Here is a 21,944-nt window from a genome sequence, read left to right on the forward strand (position 1 = left end):
GACACGCAACTGAAGCGACACAACCGACTCCGCCTCACCCACCGACCGGTTCGCAAATTTGACGACCAGGTCAAACCCTTATGTGAGCGGCATTGGTCCTAGATCGACGCCCTACGCCTTGACGACGTATGGCGCGATGCTGCCCAGCTTCTCGCAGGTCTCCTCGAACTCACGCTCCGGCCGGGACTGACCGACGATGCCCGCGCCCGCGCGCAACCAGGCTCCCTCCGCGTTCTGGTACACCGCGCGCAGCACCAGGGTCGCCTCCAGCGCACCGGTCGGCGCAACGGTCACCACCGCACCGGAGTACAGCCCGCGCGGGTCGTGATCGAGCCGGAACACCGAGTCGACGCCTTCCCGCTTGGGGATTCCCGAGGCGGTCACCGACGGGAACAGCACCTCCAGCGCGTCCCAGCTGGACCGGTGCGCGGCCAGCCGCCCGCGCACTGTGGACGCCAGATGCTGCACGCTGCCACGCTCACGCACGGCCATGAAGTCCGACACCGCGGGGGTGCCGGGATCGGCGACCGCCGTGATCTCCGCGAACGAGGTCTGCACCGAAATTGCGTGTTCCACGATCTCTTTCGGATCGGTGATCAGATCGGCCCTGGCGGCGAGATCGGCCGCGGCGCCGCGGCCGAACGCGCGGGTGCCCGCCAGCGGCTCGGTGGTCACCACCCGATCGTCGTCCACCGACGCGACCAGTTCCGGACTGAAGCCCGCCGCTTCCAGGCCGCCGAGCCGCAGCAGGAACGACCGTGCCGGAGTGTTGTGCGCGCGCCCGAGCCGATAGGTCGCCGGAACATCCACGGCGAACGGCAGATCGACTTTCCTGGACAGGATGACCTTCTGATAACGCCCGTCCCGGATCTCGCCGACCGCCTCGGCCACCCGGTTCCGGTAGCCGGTGGGGTCGATGCGGATGTCGGCCGGATGCGCCTGCGGCAGTCCGGTGTTCTGCGACTGCGCGATCAGCTCGTGAATGTCCGCGATCTCCGACGGCGTCGCACCCGATACCCGGATGCCGAATTCGCCCACCCTGACCTCGATGCGGGGAACCATCAGGTGCGCCAATGCGGTGCGCGAATCGAGGTGCTCCGTGGCGTCGAGCGCCCACGCGCAGAACTCGAATCCGATCCAGCCGTAGGCATTCCGCCCGTCGAGGGGCAGCGCGCCGAGCGCGCGGTCGATCACCGCCGCCGGATTGCCATCCCACCGGCTGGTCGTGGTCTCCCCTTGCCAGGTGACGCGCAGCTCTCGCACATCCAGTTCGACACTGCCGAGCGGATCGGCGGCGAACACCCATTCCCCCGGACGCTCGTACATCACGTACTCGCCGAACCGATCCGCCCCCGCCAGCCGGGACATCGCTGCCGCCGGATCGGTCACATACTCAACCCGCAGGCGTTCCGTGGTCGACAACGATCCTCCAAAGGTAACCCTGGCCTAACTTGTGGAGGTAAGGTTAGCATTACCTCTTCATCGTGCCGGTGTGCTCGCGGCCACAACGCGACGCCGAGAAATCGCTTCGAGCTGGATGGTTCGCGCCTACCGAGTTCTTTCGTCCGGGCTTGCGCCGTTCACATCGTCGGCGCCCGCACACGAACTCGCTGCGCCGACTGCCTGCGCGGAACAGACCCGCCGGGATTGAATAGTGGGAAGCGCCACCTGCGGAGGGAAGAACATCGATGATCGATCACCGCGGCGATTCACCCGCGACAATCCGGCCCGGGACCACACCGCGATCGGTGGTGGCCCTGATCGACGCCGCCTCCGGAGTGGAACGCGAACTCGTCGGCAAGTGGCTCGCCGACGGCGGGATCAGCGCCGAGTTCGGTACCGACGCGCCGGTCACCCAGCTGGATCTGGACGCGGGCGCCGTCGCCGCACGGCTGGTCGGCAGGCGCGACGATCCGCTGGTGGTGCCGATCCGCGTGCTGTGGCTGCCGCAGGAACGTGACGGCGTACGCCGTGTCACCTTCGGCGATCTCGCCCTGCTGACCAACCCGCGCAAGCCCAATCGGCTGGTACAGCGCAAGCTGGTGTCCAAGTCACCGGACCGGCACGTCGTGCTGACCGGCGCGCCGGCCCGGCTCAGCGAGTTGCGCGTGAACAATCCGGAGGCTTCGGCGCTCTACGACAAGGGCACCGCCGAACCGTTCGCCCGCGCCGTCGTGCGCGCGGCGGTGGTGGCGCTGGAACGCGCCGAGCGCACCATCATCGGCGACCGGTACAAGGTGCCCAAGCTGGTCGCGGAGGAGATCCTCGACTCACCCGACTTCCTGCGCAGGCTGGAAGTCATCGCCGATCAGATCGGGGCGAGCCCGCACGAGGTGTACCGGCGCGCGGAGAAAGCGCTCAACGAACTCGTCGCCGCCCAGAGCAGACTGGTTTCCGACCTGTTCACCCAGGCCATGCGCCCGGTCCACGCTTCGACCTGGAATGTGGACTTCGACGAGTCCGGCCTGACCGGCTTGCGCGACCTGAACCGCCGCTTTCCGCTGGTGTTCCTGCCTTCGCACCGCTCGTACGTCGACGCGTTCGTACTGGGAGACGTGCTGGCCCGCAACGACTTCCCACCGAACCACGTGATCGGCGGCGCGAACCTCAGCTTCTGGCCGATGGGCCCGATCGCCCGGCGCACCGGAACGGTGTTCATCCGGCGCAGTTTCGGCGACGACGAGGTCTACAAGGCCGTCGTCGAGGAGTACTTCGCCTACCTGCTGGCCAAGCGCTTCAACCTGGAGTGGTACTTCGAGGGCGGCCGCACCCGCACCGGCAAGCTGCGGCCCCCGCGCTACGGCTTGCTGAACTACCTCGCCGCGGCGGTCCGTTCCAACCGCGTCGATGACGTCATGCTGGTTCCGGTCTCGATCACCTACGAGCGGCTCAACGAGCTCGGCGCCATCGCCACCGAGCAGGAGGGCGGCAAGAAGAAACCGGAGGGCCTGACCTGGCTGGCGCGCTACATCCGCAGCCAGCAGCACTCCGCCGGGCACGTGTACGTCCGCTTCGGGGAGCCGCTGTCGGCCCGCGATCGTCTTGCCGCACATGGCGACCCGCTCACCGCGCCGCCGCTGACCATCCCGCTGCACCATACCGAGCCGATTCCGGCGCCGCGCACGGAAGCCGGGGTCGTCGACAGCGAACCGCCGGAAATCGCCGAACTGGAACGAAAGGCCGTGCAGCGGCTCGCGTTCGAAGTCGCGGTCGGCATCAACGCGGTCACCCCGATCACCGTCAGCGCGCTGGTCACCCTGGCTCTGCTGGGCGTGGACGGGCGCGCCCTCACCCTCGGCGAGGTGCGCACGGTGCTCAACCCGGTGCTCGGCTATATCGACAAGCGTGAGCTGCCGGGCGGCGAACTCGACGCGCTGCGCGACGCACAGGGCCTGGCCGTCGTGCTGGAACAGCTTTCGCTGGCCAAGGTCGTCACGGTGTATCGCGGCGGGGTCGAGCCGGTGTACTCGATCGAGCCCGGGGCGCATCTCGAGGCCGCCTTCTACCGCAACAGCGCCGTGCACTGGTTCGTCAACCGCGCCATCCTCGAGCTTTCCATCCTGGCCGGGGTCGACAACGGCGACGCCGACCCCCTGAAGACAGGGTGGGACGAGGCATTCCGGCTGCGCGACCTCCTGAAATTCGAGTTCTTCTTCCCCGATCGCGGCGAGTTCGCCGATCAGATGGTCGCGGAAATGCTGCTGGTCGATCCGGACTGGTACAGCCATACCCGCAGCGACACCCTCAGCTCGGACATCCTGGCAAGACTCACCGCCTCCGGGTTCACCATGGCCCACCGCGTGCTGCGCTCGTTCATCGACGCGCAGTTGGTGGTGGCCGAACGGCTGGCCGCCCGGGACGCGGGCGACGAGATCGACCGCAAGGAGTTCATCACCGAATGTGTGGCGGTCGGCAAGCAGATGATGCTGCAGCAGCGGTTGCACAGCCCGGAGTCGGTCTCGACCGAGCTGTTCACCAGCGCGCTGAAGCTCGCCGACAACTACGGCCTGCTGGAGACAGTGTCCGACGACGAGCCGGAGGAGCGCCGCGCCGAGTTGATCGGGCGAAGGAACGAATTCGCCGAGCGCCTACGCACCATCGGCGCCCGCATCGCGCAGGCCGCCACGCTGGATCCATCCAATCGGGAGGCGTGGTGACCGACGCGCGCGCGGACCTCGACGCCGCGCTCGCCGCCATCCGCTCCGGTCCGCAAGGCGGCGCGGTCGCCGCGATCTTCGATTTCGGCGGTACGGTCATCGACGCCCCGAAATCGCGCCGGCTGCGCCGCAAGCCCGCCGATGTGCTGCTCGGCGGCATCCGCGATCACATGACCGACGGCGAATACAGCCGGTTCCTGCGCGAGTTGTCCGAGGCGCTGGCCGGACGCTCCGAACAGGAGTTGGACGACCTGGGCAGACGCCTGTTCCAGCGCACCGTCTACGGGTACCTGTATCCCGAAGCTTGGGAACTGATCCGCACCCACCGAGCAGCCGGGCACACCATCGTGCTGGTCAGCTCACTGACCCGATTCCAGGTGGTACCGGCGGCGGCGCAATTGGGCATCGAGCACGTGCTGTACACGCCCATGGCCACCAGCGGCGGTGTGCTCACCGGCCATCCCGATGGGAAGACGCTGTGGCACAACGGCAAAGCCGAGGCGGTGGCTACATTCGCCGCCGCGCACCAACTGGATCTCGAGCACAGCTACGCCTACGCCGACTCGATCGCCGACCTGCCCATGCTGTCGCTGGTGGGGCATCCGGTGGCGGTGAACGCCGACGACGCGCTCAGCGGCGCCGCCGACCGGCAGCACTGGGCCACGTTGACGTTCCGGCCGCGCCGCGCGCCGCGGGCGAGTGATTACGTACGCACCGCCGCGGGATTCGCCGGGCTGCTCGGGGGCGCGCTGTTCGGCGTCGCGTCGAAAGCGCCCACCCGGGACCGGCAGCGGATGGCCGACGCGCTGATGGCGCACGCGGCGCGCAACACCCTGCGCATCGCGGGCGTGCGCGTGCGGGTCACCGGCGGCGAGCACGCGAGATCGCCGCGGCCCGCGGTCTTCCTGTTCAACCATCAGAGCCAGTTCGACATCATCATCGTGCCCGAAGTGCTCGGCGGCGGGGTGACCGCGATCGGTAAGAAGGAACTGACCAAGAATCCGGTCTTCGGGCCGCTCATGCGCTTCGTCGGCGTGACGTTCATCGACCGCGCGAACACCGCTCAGGCCAAGGCGGCGCTGCGGCCGGTGGTGGAGACCCTGCGCGGTGGCTTGTCGGTCGCGGTGGCTCCGGAAGGCACCCGTTCCTACACCCCCGAAGTCGGGCCGTTCAAGAAGGGCGCATTCCACATCGCCATGCAGGCGGGCGTGCCGGTGATCCCGGTTGTCATCCGGAACGCGGGCGAGATCTGCTGGCGCAATGCGATGGTCGCCCGGCCAGGAACAGTCGACGTGGCGATACTCGACCCGATCGACGTCAGCGCGTGGGAGCCGGGTGATCTGGACGACAACGTGGAGCTGGTCCGCCAGCTGTTCGTAGACACGCTACTGAATTGGCCGCACTGATCGGCACGGCGTCGCGCCACGACGGCCGCCGGTCGTGTGGCCGCTCACCCTGGCCGCGCTCTGTCCCTAGTTGTGGACCGACACATCCAGCCCCGCTCCGTCGAGAAGCGGGACCCGTGGGCCGAAGCTCAGACCGCGCGGCCGAACAGCAGCTTCCACGGCATGAGCGCCGACTCGAGCTGCACCTTCAGGCTCATCTTGGACGCGCCGAGCGTCCGCTCCTCGAAGCGGATCGGGACCTCGGCGATCGCGATCCCCTTCTTGATGGTCCGGTAGTTCATCTCCACCTGGAACGAATACCCGTTGCTGCGGATGGAGGCCACGTCGATGGCGCGCAGGGTGTCGGCCTTCCACGCCTTGAAGCCCGCGGTGGCGTCCTTGACGCCCAAGCGCAGGATGAGGTTCACGTAGAAATTGGCCCAGGCCGAGAGCGCCTTGCGGTACCACTTCCATTCCGCGGCGGTCGAGCCGCCGGGAACGTAACGCGAACCCAGCACGACGCCCGCGTCGGTGCCGGAGAGCTTCTCCAGCATGGCCGGGATGACTTCGGCGGGGTGCGACAGGTCGGCGTCCATCTGGATCACGACGTCCGCGCCCTCGTCCAGCGCCCGAGTGATGCCCGCGACGTATGCCCGGCCGAGTCCGTCCTTCTCGGTCCGGTGCAGCACACCGACCACGTTCGGCAGTTCGGCGGCGAGCTTGTCGGCCACCTCGCCGGTGCCGTCCGGCGAGCTGTCGTCCACCACGAGTACGTGCAGGTCGGGCACCGGCAGCGCGGTCAACCGCTCCACCGCAACCGGCAGATTTTCCCGCTCGTTGTAGGTCGGCACAACAACGGTAACCCTCAAGGGTCGCCCTCCCTGCTGATCCTGGTTTCCGCTCGCAGCCCACGCCAGGACCTCCGAGCATTCGTCGAGTTCTGGAGAACCGTACTCGATACACCTGATCGCGACCTGAGCGGCCGCACCCGGTGTGACGCGGTCCGAGCCCTCGACCTGCGGCTCAAGATCAACTTCACCGCCCGGGGGAACACCAGGGGCGCGTCACTCCCCGTCCCGCCAGGCCCGATCCCGGGCGTCTTCCCGCTCGTTGCGCGCGTGCGCGATCTCCAGCGCGCGCTCGGCCGTCGCTTTGTCCGGGTACGGCCCCATCCGGTCGCGGAACCAGCACTGCCGCCCTTGCTCGGCCCGATTGTGCTTCAAGCAGTAATACCAGCGCTCAGCCATACCTCCAGCATCCCACCGAACACCACCGCTCAATCGCTTTTCCGTTCGCCATCCGTTGCCCGGACTCCGCAATTCACGGCCAGAGGCTTCGGTAATGGACGAGCGCGTGGCACAGGACGACCACACCGAAGATCGCGAAGAGTACGCGCACCGAAGCAGGTCCGTACGAGCTGATAATGCGAACGATTTTCCGATACATCCGCCGCGCGCCGGTCGTACGCCGCGTCGCGAGGCCGAGTATCACCAGCGGCGGCAGCAATGCCAACGCGCAATACGCGACCACGATCAGCGGCCACAACGTCGGTAGCGGATTCCGTGCGGAGATCATCGCGAGTCCGGCCAGATAGGGAACCGCGGTCGGCGCCTGTGCGATGCCGATCGCCACGCCGAGGCCGGCGAGCACCCACGGTCGTCGCCGTAGCGCGCTCGCCCGCTCCGGGGTCGCCGTACCGGCCATTCGAATACTCGCGAGAGCGATCAGCACCACCCCCGCGAGGAGTTCTCCCCAATACCGCACCGTCGGCGTGACCTCGAAGTCGAACAGATCGGTCAGAAAACCGATCCCCAGGATCGTGCAGATGCCGAAGGCGGTGGTGACGGCGAAGACGCCCGCCAGCAAGCTCAAACCGCTCACCAGCGGCGAGCGACGGCTCAATCTGCTGTCGTAGACCACCGCCGTGGTGACGCCGATCAGCAGCAGGTCGAGTGAGTCGAGGAAGGCGAACCCCGCGAGAGCGAGGAGAAGGATCCACATGGCCGCGCCAGCCTACCCGCGCCCTACAAGCAACCGCGCAATCCCGAACCCCGGTGCGCGACTGTGCGATTCGCCATATCGAATCGAGCGGTCAGCGCGCAGAGAGCAACGCCACACCGGACGACGATCAGCCGTCCGCCCGCGCGGACGAAGGAAGCCACCAAGCAAGAAAGTCGGCCGACGCAGACCCGTAGAGCAGGAATTGACCACATAACGAAACGAGCCCGGCTCACGCTCTCCGTGAACAGGGCTCGCCAACAAGTGAAGGTGGCCAGGGCCGGGATCGAACCGGCGACCTTCCGCTTTTCAGGCGGACGCTCGTACCAACTGAGCTACCTGGCCGCAGGCACCCGAAGTGAATGCCATACGCGAAACGCCGGATATCTCCGGCGCTTACTTGCGACCCTGACGGGACTCGAACCCGCGACCTCCGCCGTGACAGGGCGGCGCGCTAACCAACTGCGCCACAGGGCCATGCTCTGCTACCAACGATCCATGGATCGTACCCCCTACGGGATTCGAACCCGCGCTACCGCCTTGAAAGGGCGGCGTCCTAGGCCGCTAGACGAAGGGGGCTCGTCCCGGATTTCTCCGGACCGGCTTTCAACGGCTGTCCGTTGGGAGCTGGGATAGCTTATGACAGACCGGACTCGAATCCCAAACCGGCTGGTAAGAGGCTCAAACCGAGCTCTTCCAAGCGCGCGTGGGCACGCCACCCGTCGCTGCGGAACTTCTCCAGCCATTCCGGGGTAGCCATCGCCTCCATCACGACCTCGAGCGCCTCCTCGAACCGCGCCCGCAGATCGACCTGCCCGCCGAGCAGATCCACCATGTACCGCTGACCGGCCAGTGCTGCGGCGAGCGTGCGGGTGAACCGGTCGGGATCGGCGTCCGCGCGCAGCTGCCCGTGGTCGATCGCGCGGACGGTGAGCACCCTGGTGGTGCGGCCGAGGATGCGGCCGCCACCGGCCTGCACGTCCCGATAGAAGTCCGGTTCGATGATCAGGCGGTACTCGGCCTGCACGATGATGTCGTGCTCAAGTCGCAGCGCGATCTCGTCGACCACCCCGTGCAGGATGTCCAGCGGGCTGAGATCGGTTCGCGCCAGCCAGCGCTCGGCGGAGGCGCGGTAGCGTTCCACCGCGGTCTCCAACACCGCGCGTGCCAGGTCTTCCTTCGAATCGAAATGGAAGTACATGGCGCCCTTGGTGGCACGCGATCCTTCCAATATGCGGTTGAGCGATGCAGCGGCATAGCCGCTCTTCCCGAACTCAACGGCGGCGGACCTGATAATCGCCGCCCGTGTCCGGCGCGCCCGCTCTTGCTGCCGTGCCATGCTCGAAACGCCTCCGAAGCCTTACTCGCCGCCAATCAGCCACCCCAGGAGGAACGGACCCTCGGCGCGAATTCATGAGTTTTATCAATACGTGGAACCCGGTTTCCGACCGATTGCAGACTTTCGGTACGAAAACGCCCTAAAAACCTGAAACACACCAGCTGGTATAGTTTGCCTGCCCGGGTGCGCCGCAGGGGGTGCGCATCCGGGCATTTCTTCGTTTCGAACGTGCCTCCTCCTGCGGCATCGAGTTCCGTCGAGCCGTGGCCGGCCGGGCCGACCGCGGCGCCTTCGGACACAGCAACGACAATACGAATTCCGTGACGCCGACCGAGTCGACGATTCTTTCGGAATTCACCAAGGCGTCACCGTACCCGGAATCCCGATCCGACACGCGGCAAACCGAGGAGTCAGGTAGCCATCCGATTCCGTTTTCTGTTACGGCAAATGTTCGGCAACCTGATCCACTCATCCGGAGGGTGCGCGAATTCACCAGCGGCTCAGGGTTGTTCACGCGCGCCGACCGACAACCCGGACGACCGGCCGCCGCCCACGTTCCGCCCGCCAACCCGTCCTTCACGCCTTCCCCGGCCACAGCCGTTCACCTCTGCAAATCCAAAGACATTGCCAGCCAACATGTTTGAATGATATCCAGATCCAGCTAAGATGAACAAAGCTGGGTGCCAAGTGTTTACCGCCTGCATCGCCCACCGCGCACACCGCGTTACCCATCTCCCCGCGTCCGCCCGCCCCACCGGGTCCGCCACGCCGCCCCACCCATCCAGCCCGCCCGCCGCCACGAACTCCCCCGATTGGGGCATACGCCCCCGCCCGCACTACACTGTTGCTCCGCGCCCCTATAGCTCAGTTGGTAGAGCTACGGACTTTTAATCCGCAGGTCGTAGGTTCGAGCCCTACTGGGGGCACAAAGGTCGGGCGTCCGGATTGCTCCGGGCGCCCGACCTGCTTTCCCGGAGTTCTCCGCCGCGCGGCGCCGGCCATACGGCAGTGGAATCGCCGCGTCGAGGCTCTATTACCTGGTGCCGCACGCAACGCTTCGCCGGTGGCGGCGTCCGGGGAGCGCGCTCGGCGGCGAGAAGGGCTACACCGCTCCCCGATCACGTTTCACCGGTCGCGGAGTGCACAGTCGTCGCCGTGGACGGTGCGAGCGGTGCGGAGCAGGAACCTCGGCCGGAGCGACATCGCCGGTCATCCCCGAACAGCCATAGGGGTCACCACGGTGGAGTGGCATCAGTGGCGTACCGGTTGGATTGTGACGAACAGCACAGTTACCTCGCATAGGGCATTCGCCGACTAGAGAGATCGCGTCTCGCGTATCGGTCGGTCATGCGCCGGTTGTGATATCCGCTTGATCGCGGGTGTACGCCGGTCGGCGGAAAAGCCGATGACAGCTCGGCTTGCACAGTAGATACATACGGAGAATTCGCGGCGCAGGACAACCATCGGGTCACGACGGCACAGCTGAAGGCCCGGATGCTTCGTTACTCCATGAACAATCCATGGCGCTATGACCCGATAGTGCCGAGGGCAGTGGCATGCGCCGCCGGGCGGCGCATTCGTATAGAAGGACAGGGTTGTCGGCGTAGCGCGATGCGCAGTCGACCGCCGTCGCGATCGGGGATGAAAAGCCTACGAAGATCCGACGAGTGCGCGACCGGGGAAGAGGGCATGAAGGCGTTGACCTTCGGAGGCGATGGGTGGAGATCGGAGACCCCGATTGCACCGCGATCCATCGCGGATCGCCGGCTCGATCGCGCAGGGCGTCACGAAACTCGAGGGCGTGGCGCGCGGGAGACACATGCCGCGATCCCGCCATCACGCCTACGCACTTCCCCGGGTGCCGACCTCTCGACCGCTCTCCGCGGAGGGCGTCGTAGGCACCGATTCACAGGAACGTCGCAGCTAGGCTCACCGCAGTTCGCCGACACGCGCAGAACCAGTGCGTTTCGATCCCATATCGGCCACCTGGCCGCCCTTGTGCGTTCGCCCACGTACGGCTAACGCTTCTATCACCGCGTCGATAGACCCATTGCAGCGGTTAGAGCCCATACACTCATGGAGATCACCGAACGGCGAAGAGGTCGTATGAGGTGGATCACCAGAGCATCGATCGCCTAACGGATGCGTTTCGCATCACACCTACGGTGCCGTAAGGTATGGCCGCATCGGTATCGGTCTACCTTGGGATTGACCTGCACGACCGGAAGCACACACTGAAGGGTTCATACATGGCAAGGGATCTGACTCAACTCGAGCTGCTGACGGAGTTGGAGCCGGTTGCCGAAGAAAACGTCAACCGGCACCTCTCCCTGGCAAAGGAATGGCACCCGCACGACTACGTCCCGTGGGACGACGGCCGCAATTTCGCGGCACTCGGTGGCGTGGACTGGGATCCGGAGCAGTCCCGCCTCAATGAGGTCGCGAAGGCGGCCATGATCACGAACCTGCTCACCGAGGACAACCTGCCGTCTTACCACCGCGAGATCGCCGAGAATTTCTCTCAGGACGGCGCGTGGGGTACCTGGGTCGGCCGCTGGACCGCCGAAGAGAACCGGCACGGCATCGTGATGCGGGACTACCTGGTCGTGACCCGCGGCGTCGATCCGGTCGCGCTCGAGGAAGCCAGGATGGTCCACATGACCAACGGCTTCGCCTCCCCTGCGGAAGCCGACGCGGGCTTCCTGCATTCCGTCGCGTACGTCACCTTCCAGGAACTGGCCACCCGGGTCAGCCACCGCAACACCGGCAAGGTCTGTGACGACCCGATCGCCGATCGCATGCTGCAGCGCGTCGCCGCCGACGAGAACCTGCACATGATCTTCTACCGCAACATGTGCGGTGCCGCCCTCGACCTGTCTCCCGACCAGGCGATCGAGGCGATCACCCTGATCCTGGAGAACTTCCAGATGCCGGGCGCCGGCATGCCCAACTTCCGCCGCAACGGCGTGCTGATGGCCAAGCACGGCATCTACGATCTCCGCCAGCACCTGGAGGAAGTGGTCCAGCCGGTGCTGAAGAAGTGGAACATCTTCGACCGCACCGACTTCACCGCCCGCGGCGAGGCGGTCCGCGAGCGCCTCGGCCTGTTCCTGGACAAGCTGGGCAAGGACGTCATCAAGTTCGAGGAACAGCGCGATCGGATGCTCGCCCGCGAGGCCGCCAAGCGCGACCGCGCGATGGTCGGCAGCTCCGTATAGAACCCGCGGAACAACAGCAGGCGCCGCCCCGGGAGACCGAGGGCGGCGCCGGTGCGCACGGCCCGGTGGCGCGCGACATGCGCACCGGGTGAACGACCCGCTCCGGCCGACTTACGTGCGCAAATGAGACACTGGTCGGCGTGACGATGACTACCGAGGCGATGACGAAACTGCGGATAGGGCCGTATCCGGTCGATCCGCCGGTCGTGCTCGCGCCGATGGCGGGCATCACGAATCTGGCGTTCCGCAAGTTGTGCCGGGAATTCGGCAGCCCGACCTCGATCTACGTGTGCGAGATGATCACCGCGCGGGCGGTGGTGGAGCGTAACGAGAAGACGCTGCACATGATGTCCTTCGACGCCGACGAGCATCCCCGCTCGATGCAGCTCTACGGCGTCGACCCGGCCACGCTCGGCGAAGCGGTGCGGATCATCGTCGGCGAGGGCTGGGCCGACCACATCGACCTCAACCTGGGCTGCCCCGTGCCCAAGGTCACCCGCCTCGGCGGCGGCGCCGCCCTGCCGTACAAGCGGACGCTGTTCCGGAGCATCGTGCGCGCCATGGTGAGCGCGGCGGAACCGGCGGGGGTCCCGGTCACCGTGAAGTTCCGCATCGGCATCGATGACGGCCACCTCACCTATCTGGACGCGGGCCGGATCGCCGAAGCCGAAGGCGCGCGAGCGGTCGCGTTGCACGCGCGCACGGCCGCGCAGCGGTACTCGGGCCAAGCCGACTGGACCGCGATCGCCCGGCTCAAGGAGGCGGTCACCTCGATCCCGGTGCTCGGCAACGGTGACATCTTCTCCGCCGCCGACGCCGTCCGCATGATGGACGAAACCGGGTGCGACGGTGTGGTCGTCGGCCGCGGCTGCCTTGGCAGGCCGTGGCTGTTCGCCGAGTTGCAGGCGGCGCTGCGCGGTGAGCCGCTGCCGGAGGCGCCCGATCTGGGCCGGGTCGGCGCGGTGCTGTACCGGCACGGCGCGCTGCTGTCCGAGCATCTCGGCGAGGAGAAAGCCATGCGCGATCTGCGCAAGCACATGGCCTGGTACCTGATGGGCTTCCCGGTCGGCTCCGACCTGCGACGCGCGTTCGCCACCGTGGGCAGCCTCGCACAGCTGGAAGACCTCGTCGGGCAGCTCGACCCGACTGTTCCCTTCCCGGTGGACGCGGAGGGTCCGCGCGGTAGGCAGGGCTCGCCGGGCAAAGTCGCGCTGCCGCACGGCTGGCTCGACGATCCGGACGATCCCGCGGTGCCTCGCGCGGCGGATGTGATGCACAGCGGAGGGTGATACGGCAATCGCCCAGCGAACAATGGCGTCAAACCGTTGTGACCTGTTCGATTTCGGCGCGGGGTGGCCTGCCGTGGCGGAATCGTTATCATTGCGGGATCGGTGCCGCCGGTCCGGTATGACCCAGGCGGAAAGCAAGACGAAAAGCGAGGTTCGTTGGTGGGTGACGATCGGCACGGGCGTTCGCCACGGCCCGGAGGTCGCGCCCCGTGGGAGCGGTATCCCGCGGCGGACTCCTCCGACCGGGACGCCGCACCCACGTCTCGTCGTTCCCGCCATACCGACGCCACTCCGGACCAAAGTTCCGCGCCCCTGACGGTTCAGGATCTCGTCCATCGAGTCGACAACGAACGCACCGGCCGCCGCGGTCGCCGCGCGGAGTCCACGCCACCGGACCCGGCCGCCGCGCCGAGTCGAGGCCGCCGCGCCGAGCCCACGCCACCGAATCCGGCCGCCGCCCCGAGCCGAGGCCGCCGTGCGGAACCCGGCCCACCGGATCCGGCCGCCGCGCCCAGCCGAGGCCGCCGCGCCGAGCCCACGCCACCGATTTCGGGCCCCCCGACGAACCGAGGCCGCCGACCCGAGCCGGTACCGCCGCAGGCAGGCCCGCCATCCACCCGAATCAACCGCGCCGAGCCACGTCCGGAAGCTCCGACCCGCCGACCCGTCGACCCGGCCGCCGCCAACGGCCGCGGCGCGGCAGCTGGTCCGCGGCGCGCACCGGACTCGCCACCGCCACGCCAGACCGGTAGCTCACCGGTGGTCCAGGACATCACGGGCGCGACGCCGGCCGCCCGTCCCGCGAACCGCCGCCCCGCCGAGCGCTCGGCATCCGCCGCACCGCCCGTCGCTCCCCCGGAACCGGAACAGGCCGAAGAGGTCACCGACGTCCTACCTCCGCTCGACGAGCCCACTCGCGCCAAGCGCAAGGGCGTGAGCTGGCCGACCAAGGACGGCAAAGACGCCAAGCCGAAGCCCGTCGGCACCGCCCAGACCCGTCTGCAGGCCTCCAAGGAGCGCCGCAACAAGCGGCTGCGGACTGCGGGAAGGGCGGGGGGCGCAGTGTGCGCCGTGCTCGCTCTGCTGGTCACCGGCGGCGGCTGGAGCTACCTGCGGTCGACGACGGACGGCTTCACCCAGGTCTCTGCCCTCGACGAGAACTCAGAAGACATCATCGATTCCAATGCCCAGCTCGGCGACGAGAACTACCTGCTCGTCGGTACTGACACACGCGCAGGGGCCAACGGTCAGCTCGGCGCGGGCACTTTGGACGACGCCGAAGGTGCCCGCGCAGACACCACCATGCTGGTCCACATCCCGAAGGACCGGAGTCGGGTCGTCGTAGTGTCCTTCCCGCGCGACCTGGACGTGACCAGGCCCCAGTGCAATGGGTGGGACAACGAGAAAAACGCATACTCCGACGAGAAGTTCCCGTCTGCCATAGGCGACAAGCTCAACGCCGTCTACAATCTCGGCGGCCCGATGTGCCTCGTCTCCACGATTCAGCGCCTCACCGGCGCGTCGATCAATCACTTCATCGGCATCGACTTCGCCGGTTTCGAGTCGATGGTCAACCAAATCGATGGCGTCGAGGTCTGCGCGTCCAAGCCGCTCGTCGACGACGTGCTCGGCACCATCCTCGAGCACCCGGGCAAGCAGCGCATCGACGGCCAAACCGCGCTGAAGTATGTGCGTGCCAGGCATGTCTACGGCGAGGAGCGCAGCGACTACGACCGCATCAACCGACAGCAACGCTTCCTCGCTTCGCTGCTGCGCAGCACGCTTTCCAGCAAGGTTCTGTTCAATCCGGGTAAGTTGAACGGCTTCATCACTGCGCTTCGCGAGCACACCTGGGTCAACAAGGTCGAAACGACCGACCTGCTGATGCTGGGACGTTCACTGCAGAAGATCGATGCCGGCGTGGTCACCTTCATCACCGTTCCGACCGCGGGTACCACCACTTACGGCAACGAGATCCCCCGGGAATCCGACATCAAGGCGATCTTCAAGGCGATCCGCGACGATCAGCCTCTGCCAGGCGAGAAGCCGACCGTTCAGGCGAACGCACCCGCTCCGACCCAGGCCGCTCCGACACCGACCAAGTACAAGGCGGTGGATCCTTCGACTGTCTCGCTGCTGGTGTCCAACGGTTCCGGAGTCGAAGGACTGGCGCGCACCGCGGCCACCAAGCTCGGCAACCAGGGCTTCACGATCTACAACACCGGAAACTACGCCAACGGCACCTCCACCACGACGAAGGTCCGCTACGCGCCCGGCCTGGAGGCCGAGGCCGCAACCGTAGCGACCTCCATCCCCGGCGCGACCATCGAGGCCGCCGACGATCTGGGCGGGATCGTCGAGGTCGTCATCGGAGGCGACTCGAAGAACGGCGTTACCGTGAAGGCGCCGACGCCGGTCGGTGACGAGATCACCAACGTCACGACGAGCACCTCGACGAGTTCGACGCCCGCCGTCCTGCCCTCCGACCTGGAACACGTCAACGCGGCCGACGAGGTCTGCAAGTAGGCGACCGGGTGCACCGGCCGGCACCACCCGCAGTCCTACGTATCGAGTCACGTTCTACCGCAACGATATTCGCTAGGACTCCAGTTCAGTGACTGCTAGTGTCGAGAACGTGACCATCGACATGGAGGGGTGTCAGTGGTACGCAAATCAATCTTCGGAGCAACCGCAGCGGCGGCCACCTTGGCATTGTTCGCGGGTCCTGCCCAAGCAGACGGGTGGTGGCAGTACGACACGCCACAGGAATGTGAGCACTCCCGGCAGTGGTTTGTAGACAGGGAAGCCACGTAAGCGGGTGCGAGTTAGTCCCCACGGCAGCGCGTTCGGCGGCGGCGACGCCTGGGGTTTTCACATTTACAGCTAGTTCTCGCGGTGACAGGGGTCACCCTGTCACCGGATCCAGAACGCACCAAGGCCGCCAACGTCTGCAAGTCGCATCCGGCACGCACAGCAGGACGAATGCGACGCAGATCACAAATCGCCTTGATGTCATCGTTTCGAGGCCGCGAGGGTGCGGAGCGCGGTCGTTGAATGATCAACGGCAACTCCCGCGCTAATGATGCACACCGGTCATTCACTCCCTGTTCGTGACTTGGTCAGCGCGGCGAACTAGTGTCAGTTTCCATGCGTGTCATCTACAACGAGCAAATGGCCGAGCTCGCCCACCTGCTGGGTGAGATGGCTGGGTTGGCCGGCTCGGCCATGGAGCGGGCGACCCAGGCGCTGCTCCAGGCGGACCTCGCCCTGGCGGAGCAGGTGATCAGTGAGTCCGACCGGATCGCCGAGCTGATCCAGGACGCCGAGGAGAAGGCCTTCGCCCTGCTCGCGCTGCAAGCTCCGGTCGCCGGCGATTTGCGGCAAGTGGTGAGCACGATCCAGATCGTCGCCGATGTGAACCGGATGGGCGCGCTGGCGCTGCACGTGGCGAAGGTCGCGCGCAGGCGTCATCCGAACCACGCGCTACCGGAGTCCGTCAACGGCTACTTCGCCGAGATGGGCCGTATCGCGGTGAACATGGGAGCCGGTGCGCGTGAGGTGCTGGAGACCCGTGACCCGGAGCGCGCCGCGCAGCTCAACGAAGACGACGAGGCGATGGACGATCTGCACCGTCACCTCTTCACATTGCTCATGGACCGGGATTGGAAGTACGGCGTCGCGACTGCCGTCGATGTCACGCTGCTCGGTCGCTACTACGAGCGCTTCGCCGACCACGCGGTGGAAATCGGCCGCCGTGTCATCTTCTTGGTCACCGGAGTGCTCCCGCCGGACCCCGACGCGGAGTCGTAAACGAAAAGCTTGCTGCGCTTGACGTTTCGCAGGCGGCGAATGATAGATTGAGCCGCACGGGGCGAGATTGCTCGGTATAGCGCTACGCCGGAGGGGAACCGGCATGAAGGGGGGCGTTATGAACGTCGATCCAGCGGAGCTGCGCGCGCTGGCCGCGTCGATGGACGAAATCGGCGGCGAGATCGGCGCATTGACCGTGCGTGCCACCACCGATGCGCTCGGTGGCGTGCTGCCCGGTTCGGCACTGAGCGAAGTGTGTTCCACGGCGGGTTCGAATGTCGAAGACGCATGGCAGCGAATGGCCATGCGCTGTAAACGAGTTTCGAATATCGCGAAAGGCGGCGCCGCGAATTACGAGGTGTCCGACCAGGAGTTTCGCGCGGGCCTCGACGCGATGGGCGCGCAGCTGTGAGGACTACGAGCACGACGCCCACCCTAAGCCAGGTGCGGTCGGAATGGCAGCCGTGGAAACTGAGCGAAGCCGGTACCGAAATACGCACACGCAACGGCGAATTCGTTTCCCTGATCGATGAAACGGTGACGCAGATCCGGGCAGCGGGCGCGCATTGGAGCGGTGACGCCTATTACGCCGCGTACGACCGCATCGCAGGCGACCGCGACACGGCGAACAAGGTGGCGTTGGATACCGAGACGCTCGCCCAGACATTGATCGACAGTGGTACCAGCCTCGCCGGATTCCGCCAAACGTTGCTGGACAAGGTCGATGAGGCCATCGCGGCCGGATTCACCGTCTCCGAGGACTGGCAGGTCACTGCCGGGCCGGGCGTCTCGGACGAGGACGGCGATGCGCAGTTCACCTACCAGACCGCCATCACCACCGCCATGAACGAACTGCTCGGCACCCAGACGGACGTCGCGGCGAAGATCGAGCAGGCGAGCGGTGACGTCAGCACCCGAGCCGCTCAACTCGGCGACGGCGACCCGCTCGACAGCGACAAGTCCGTCGACGGGACGGACCCGGCTCTCGCGTTGTTCAGCAACCCGTCCGACACGGATCAATCAGAGCAGAAGAAGGACGAGCCCGCTTCCACCGCGCCTGCGGGTACGCCGCAGGCCAGCCCGATCGCGGCCGCGCAGTCCGCCGACGAAGACAAATCCGACCAGTCCGGGAAGCAGGACGGCGCCGATCGGTCCGCGAAACAGGATCAGTCCGGAAAGCAAGATAACGCCGACCAGTCGGGGAAACAGGACGACAAGACCGATTCGAGCGGTAAGGGCAAGGACGAGTCCAAAACGGACCAACCCACCCAGACGCCCGCGTCCACCGGTGCGGCCAGCGATCCCAATTCGTGGAAACCGTCGGACGTGACGAGTTTGATCACCTCGGTCAGCCAGATCACCGGCAATGTGCCCACGCTGATCGAGTCCATCGGCAAACTCGACGACGATCTCGACGACATCATCAAAGCGGGCGGGGAGGCCGGAAAGGGGCTGATCGAGGCCGCCGGTACCAGTGCCGAGAAGTTCGCGAACGCCATCGACACTATCGCCGGAAACCACCAAACCGACGGCACGCACACGGACTCACCGTCCTCGGCTGAACCCGCCGGAACCGGAACACCGAAGCAGGACCCGGCGGCCACCGATTCCACGACCGGACAACCCGCAGCCACCGATCCGAACGCGAAAACGGACGATCCGAACGCGAAGTCCACCGATTCGAAGACCGACCATCCGGCAGGCACCGAGAACAGCAAGACGGATAAACCGAATTCGTCGCAGCCCGCGGAAACCAAGCAGGACCAACCGGCGTCCGTCCGGCAGGCGAGCTACACCAATGCCGACTCCGGCAGTCTCAGCGCTGCTCCGGCGTCCACGTCCGGTTCCCCGTCCACCGCACCCGCGAGCACTGGGCTGTTCGGAGGAATGTCAGCGGCGAATCGTGAATCGGATTCGGAGCACACGCGCCGAGTGCAACCCACCCCGACGCCACTGTTCGAGACCCCGCCCCTCAACGAATAGCCGAAGCCCGAACATCCGTAGGCGGCACGTCCGCGGATGCGGAACCCGCCTCGGGATCAGCCGAAGCGACCGGAGATGTAGTCCTCTGTGGCCTTCTGCGACGGGTTGGAGAAGATCTTCTCGGTGTCGTCGATCTCGATCAGCTTGCCCGGCTTGCCCTGGGCCTCCAGGTTGAAGAAACCGGTCTGGTCACTCACGCGCGCGGCCTGCTGCATGTTGTGGGTGACGATGACGATGGTGAATTCCTTCTTCAACTCGGTGATCAGATCCTCGATCGCCAGGGTCGAGATCGGGTCGAGCGCCGAACAGGGCTCGTCCATCAGCAGCACGTCGGGAGAAACCGCGATGGCGCGCGCGATGCACAGACGCTGCTGCTGACCGCCGGAGAGGCCGCCGCCCGGCTTGTCCAGGCGGTCCTTCACCTCGTTCCACAGGTTGGCGCCGCGCAGCGAGCGCTCGGCGACCTCGTCGAGTTCCTTCTTGTTGCGCACGCCTTGCAGCTTCAGACCCGCGACCACGTTGTCCTTGATGGACATCGTGGGGAACGGGTTGGGCCGCTGGAAGACCATGCCGATCGTGCGGCGCACACCCACCGGGTCGACCTGCGTGCCGTAGATGTCCTCGCCGTCCAGCAGCACCGCGCCCTCGACCCTGGCATTCGGGGTTACCTCGTGCATGCGGTTGAGCGAACGCAGCACGGTGGACTTGCCACAGCCGGAGGGACCGATGAAGGCGGTCACGCTGCGCGGCAGCACGGTCAGCGAGACATCCGACACGGCGTGGAACTTGCCGTAGTAGATGTTCAGATCTTTGACGTCGATCCGCTTGGCCATTTTCGGTAATCCGTTCCGCTTCTATCGGTTCCGGGTGAGCAGGCGGTTGAGGACCGCAGCCGCCAGGTACAGGAGGGCGATGATGACGATCAGGGTCAGGGCCGCGCCCCAGACCCGCTCGCGTCCGGCAGCTTCGGGGTTGGCCAGCTCCTGGTAGATCAACAGCGGCAACGACGCCATGTTGCCGTCGAAGATGTTCATGTTGATCGACTTGCTGTAGCCGACCAGCACCAGCACGGGAGCGGTCTCGCCCATCACCCTGGCGATGGCCAGCAGGATGCCGCTGATCATGCCGGGCAGCGCGGTGGGCACCACGATCCGCACGATGGTCTTCCACTTCGGGATGCCCAGCGCGTAGGACGCTTCACGCAGTTCGTCCGGCACCAGTTTCAGCATTTCCTCGGTACTGCGGACGACCACGGGCAACATCAGCAGCACCAACGCCAGCGACACCGCCAGCGAACTCTGCGGGAATCCGAGCGTCGCGATCCACAGCGCGAAGATGAACAGCGCCGCGACGATCGACGGCACACCGGCCAGGATGTCGACCATGAAGGTGGTGACCTTGGCCAGCAAGCCGCGGCCGTACTCGACCAGATACACCGCGGCCATGATGCCGAGCGGCACGGCGATCACCGTCGCGACCAGCGACTGCACGATCGTGCCGTAGATGGCGTGATAGACGCCGCCCGCGACCTGATTGGGCAGCACGCCCTTCAGCGAGTTCTGCCACCAGTCCGCCCGGACCACCGCGGCGAAGCCCTTGCTGATCACCATGATCAGGACCCAGGCCAGCGGTACCAGCGCGACCGCGAACGCCAGCCACACCAAGCCGGTCGCGAGGTTGTTGCGCACCTTGCGCGCCAGGCTCACATCGCGAAAGGTGGGCGGCTTGATCGGCCGGTCCAGAGTCGAGGAGGTCATCACCCGTTCACCCTTCCGCCCGCGGCCAGTCGAGCGAGCGCGTTCACGACGAAGGTCAGCGCGAACAGCACGAAGCCGGCCGCGATGTACGCGCCGGTCGGCAGCGGGGCACTGAACTCCGCGGCGGCCGAGGCGATTTTGGAGGCGAAGGTGTAGCCGCCGTCGAACACCGACCAGTGTCCCGGCTGCGCGGCCGTCTTCAGCACGATCAGCACGGCGATCGTCTCACCGAGCGCGCGGCCGAGGCCGAGCATGGCACCGGCGATCATGCCGCTGCGCCCGTAGGGCAGCACCGTCATCCGCACGACTTCCCACTTCGTCGCGCCGAGCGCCTGCGCCGCCTCGATGTGCGCACGGGGGGTGAGGTTGAACACCTCACGGCTGACCGACGTGATGATCGGCAGGATCATCACCGCGAGCACGACGCCCGCGGTGAAGATCGTGCCGCCGCTGGCCAGCGGGATGTTGCCGTCATCGAAGAGGAACAGCCATCCCAGGTTGTCGTTCAAGAAGTTCTGGATCGGCTCCAGTTGCGGAGCGAGAACCAGGATTCCCCACAGACCGAACACGATCGAGGGCACCGCCGCGAGCAGATCGACGACCACCGAGAACGGCCGTGCCAGCGTCTTCGGCGCGTAGTGCGTCAGAAACAGCGCGATGCCGATGCCGATCGGAACGGCGAGCACCAAGGCGAAGACCGAACTGAGCACCGTCACCATGAACAGATCCCGGATGCCGAACCGTAGGTGGTTGGCGTCCGAGGTGTTGAACTCGGTGCTTGTGAAGAAGTTCGCCTCGTTCGCCAGCACCGACGGCACCGCCCGGATGAGCAGGAACAGCGCGATCAACGCGATGGACGCGACGATGATCGCACCGGCCGTCGTCGCCAGCGAGCGGAAGATGATCTCCCCCCGCGGGCTGTGCTGGCGACTGCTCTTCGCGGTCGGTTCGGTGCTCGGCTTGCTCGGCATGAGCGCAGTATCTCCGCCTGCTCGCTGGTCGGTCGAA

17 protein-coding genes and 4 tRNA genes are annotated in these 21,944 nt (G+C 66.4%); 10 read left to right on the forward strand and 11 right to left on the reverse strand.

Features of this window, described 5'->3' with window-relative positions; translation table 11 throughout:
* Window positions 1-111: 111 nt before the first annotated feature.
* Window positions 112-1,422 carry a nocobactin biosynthesis salicylate synthase NbtS gene (gene nbtS / locus ACWEO7_RS21985; RefSeq protein WP_452425704.1) on the reverse strand — a complete coding sequence of 437 codons (1,311 nt, stop codon included), beginning with the start codon at window positions 1,420-1,422 and terminating at the stop codon, window positions 112-114.
* Window positions 1,423-1,688: 266 nt separating this feature from the next.
* On the opposite strand from nbtS, the gene ACWEO7_RS21990 reads away from it, so the two are divergent.
* On the forward strand, window positions 1,689-4,157 hold the full coding sequence (locus ACWEO7_RS21990; RefSeq protein WP_452425706.1) for a glycerol-3-phosphate 1-O-acyltransferase: 2,469 nt from the start codon (window positions 1,689-1,691) through the stop codon (window positions 4,155-4,157).
* The gene (locus ACWEO7_RS21995; RefSeq protein ID WP_452425708.1) at window positions 4,154-5,563 is read left to right on the forward strand and encodes an HAD-IB family hydrolase; all 1,410 of its coding nucleotides are present in this window, start codon (window positions 4,154-4,156) and stop codon (window positions 5,561-5,563) included. The genes ACWEO7_RS21990 and ACWEO7_RS21995 overlap by 4 nt, the downstream gene beginning before the upstream one ends.
* Window positions 5,564-5,691: 128 nt before the next feature.
* On the opposite strand, the gene ACWEO7_RS22000 is transcribed toward ACWEO7_RS21995, so the two are convergent.
* The 7 genes from ACWEO7_RS22000 to ACWEO7_RS22030 all read right to left on the reverse strand — a co-directional run bounded on the left by ACWEO7_RS22000 (window position 5,692) and on the right by ACWEO7_RS22030 (window position 8,879).
* Complete coding sequence (locus ACWEO7_RS22000) at window positions 5,692-6,411, reverse strand: polyprenol monophosphomannose synthase (RefSeq protein ID WP_228827674.1); 720 nt, start codon at window positions 6,409-6,411, stop codon at window positions 5,692-5,694.
* A 195-nt stretch (window positions 6,412-6,606) separates the two neighbouring features.
* Window positions 6,607-6,789: a hypothetical protein gene (locus ACWEO7_RS22005; protein ID WP_355075016.1), complete on the reverse strand. Its 183-nt coding sequence runs from the start codon at window positions 6,787-6,789 to the stop codon at window positions 6,607-6,609.
* Between the two features lie 73 nt (window positions 6,790-6,862).
* Entirely contained in the window at window positions 6,863-7,543 is a 681-nt protein-coding gene (locus ACWEO7_RS22010; RefSeq protein ID WP_452425710.1) for a GAP family protein, read from the reverse strand.
* Between the two features lie 268 nt (window positions 7,544-7,811).
* Window positions 7,812-7,885: transfer RNA gene (locus ACWEO7_RS22015), tRNA-Phe, on the reverse strand.
* A gap of 58 nt (window positions 7,886-7,943) precedes the next feature.
* Window positions 7,944-8,017, reverse strand: a tRNA-Asp gene (locus tag ACWEO7_RS22020).
* Window positions 8,018-8,046: 29 nt separating this feature from the next.
* Window positions 8,047-8,119 (reverse strand) — tRNA-Glu (locus tag ACWEO7_RS22025).
* A gap of 58 nt (window positions 8,120-8,177) precedes the next feature.
* The gene (locus ACWEO7_RS22030; protein ID WP_452425712.1) at window positions 8,178-8,879 is read right to left on the reverse strand and encodes a TetR family transcriptional regulator; all 702 of its coding nucleotides are present in this window, start codon (window positions 8,877-8,879) and stop codon (window positions 8,178-8,180) included.
* Window positions 8,880-9,076: 197 nt separating this feature from the next.
* Between ACWEO7_RS22030 and ACWEO7_RS22035 the strand changes: the two genes are divergently transcribed.
* The 8 genes from ACWEO7_RS22035 (at window position 9,077) to ACWEO7_RS22070 (ending at window position 19,179) form a co-directional block, all read left to right on the forward strand.
* A complete protein-coding gene (locus ACWEO7_RS22035) occupies window positions 9,077-9,523 on the forward strand; it encodes a hypothetical protein (RefSeq protein ID WP_452425714.1) in 447 nt (148 codons plus the stop codon).
* A 209-nt stretch (window positions 9,524-9,732) separates the two neighbouring features.
* Window positions 9,733-9,805 (forward strand) — tRNA-Lys (locus ACWEO7_RS22040).
* A 1,323-nt stretch (window positions 9,806-11,128) separates the two neighbouring features.
* On the forward strand, window positions 11,129-12,097 hold the full coding sequence (locus tag ACWEO7_RS22045) for an acyl-ACP desaturase (protein WP_452425715.1): 969 nt from the start codon (window positions 11,129-11,131) through the stop codon (window positions 12,095-12,097).
* 161 nt (window positions 12,098-12,258) lie between these two features.
* Complete coding sequence (gene dusB / locus ACWEO7_RS22050) at window positions 12,259-13,386, forward strand: tRNA dihydrouridine synthase DusB (RefSeq protein ID WP_452425814.1); 1,128 nt, start codon at window positions 12,259-12,261, stop codon at window positions 13,384-13,386.
* Between the two features lie 759 nt (window positions 13,387-14,145).
* Window positions 14,146-15,912: an LCP family protein gene (locus ACWEO7_RS22055; RefSeq protein ID WP_452425717.1), complete on the forward strand. Its 1,767-nt coding sequence runs from the start codon at window positions 14,146-14,148 to the stop codon at window positions 15,910-15,912.
* A 621-nt stretch (window positions 15,913-16,533) separates the two neighbouring features.
* Entirely contained in the window at window positions 16,534-17,196 is a 663-nt protein-coding gene (gene phoU, locus ACWEO7_RS22060; protein WP_452425719.1) for a phosphate signaling complex protein PhoU, read from the forward strand.
* Between the two features lie 118 nt (window positions 17,197-17,314).
* Window positions 17,315-17,608: a hypothetical protein gene (locus ACWEO7_RS22065; RefSeq protein WP_452425720.1), complete on the forward strand. Its 294-nt coding sequence runs from the start codon at window positions 17,315-17,317 to the stop codon at window positions 17,606-17,608.
* 32 nt (window positions 17,609-17,640) lie between these two features.
* Window positions 17,641-19,179: a hypothetical protein gene (locus ACWEO7_RS22070; RefSeq protein WP_452425722.1), complete on the forward strand. Its 1,539-nt coding sequence runs from the start codon at window positions 17,641-17,643 to the stop codon at window positions 19,177-19,179.
* Window positions 19,180-19,235: 56 nt separating this feature from the next.
* Here the strand turns inward: ACWEO7_RS22070 and pstB are convergent, their stop codons facing one another.
* Genes pstB through pstC form a run of 3 tightly spaced genes read right to left on the reverse strand, consistent with a single transcriptional unit; the run spans window position 19,236 to window position 21,907 of the window.
* Window positions 19,236-20,012 (reverse strand): phosphate ABC transporter ATP-binding protein PstB, encoded by a 777-nt coding sequence (gene pstB / locus ACWEO7_RS22075; RefSeq protein WP_039795034.1) that lies wholly within the window; start codon window positions 20,010-20,012, stop codon window positions 19,236-19,238.
* 21 nt (window positions 20,013-20,033) lie between these two features.
* Entirely contained in the window at window positions 20,034-20,936 is a 903-nt protein-coding gene (pstA, locus tag ACWEO7_RS22080) for a phosphate ABC transporter permease PstA (RefSeq protein WP_452425724.1), read from the reverse strand.
* Window positions 20,936-21,907: a phosphate ABC transporter permease subunit PstC gene (pstC, locus tag ACWEO7_RS22085; protein WP_452425726.1), complete on the reverse strand. Its 972-nt coding sequence runs from the start codon at window positions 21,905-21,907 to the stop codon at window positions 20,936-20,938. The genes pstA and pstC overlap by 1 nt, the downstream gene beginning before the upstream one ends.
* Between the last annotated feature and the right edge of the window lie 37 nt (window positions 21,908-21,944).

The sequence above is a fragment of the Nocardia sp. NPDC004260 genome, from assembly GCF_053603155.1.

What these genes read in the sequence shown, in the direction of transcription:
- ACWEO7_RS21990 (WP_452425706.1), top strand. Translation starts at nt 1,689, where the DNA reads ATGATCGATCACCGCGGCGATTCACCCGCGACAATCCGGCCCGGGACC.
- ACWEO7_RS22005 (WP_355075016.1), bottom strand. Translation starts at nt 6,789, where the DNA reads ATGGCTGAGCGCTGGTATTACTGCTTGAAGCACAATCGGGCCGAGCAA.
- ACWEO7_RS22010 (WP_452425710.1), bottom strand. Translation starts at nt 7,543, where the DNA reads ATGTGGATCCTTCTCCTCGCTCTCGCGGGGTTCGCCTTCCTCGACTCA.
- ACWEO7_RS22030 (WP_452425712.1), bottom strand. Translation starts at nt 8,879, where the DNA reads ATGGCACGGCAGCAAGAGCGGGCGCGCCGGACACGGGCGGCGATTATC.
- ACWEO7_RS22045 (WP_452425715.1), top strand. Translation starts at nt 11,129, where the DNA reads ATGGCAAGGGATCTGACTCAACTCGAGCTGCTGACGGAGTTGGAGCCG.
- dusB (WP_452425814.1), top strand. Translation starts at nt 12,259, where the DNA reads ATGACGAAACTGCGGATAGGGCCGTATCCGGTCGATCCGCCGGTCGTG.
- phoU (WP_452425719.1), top strand. Translation starts at nt 16,534, where the DNA reads ATGCGTGTCATCTACAACGAGCAAATGGCCGAGCTCGCCCACCTGCTG.
- ACWEO7_RS22065 (WP_452425720.1), top strand. Translation starts at nt 17,315, where the DNA reads ATGAACGTCGATCCAGCGGAGCTGCGCGCGCTGGCCGCGTCGATGGAC.
- pstB (WP_039795034.1), bottom strand. Translation starts at nt 20,012, where the DNA reads ATGGCCAAGCGGATCGACGTCAAAGATCTGAACATCTACTACGGCAAG.
- pstA (WP_452425724.1), bottom strand. Translation starts at nt 20,936, where the DNA reads ATGACCTCCTCGACTCTGGACCGGCCGATCAAGCCGCCCACCTTTCGC.
- pstC (WP_452425726.1), bottom strand. Translation starts at nt 21,907, where the DNA reads ATGCCGAGCAAGCCGAGCACCGAACCGACCGCGAAGAGCAGTCGCCAG.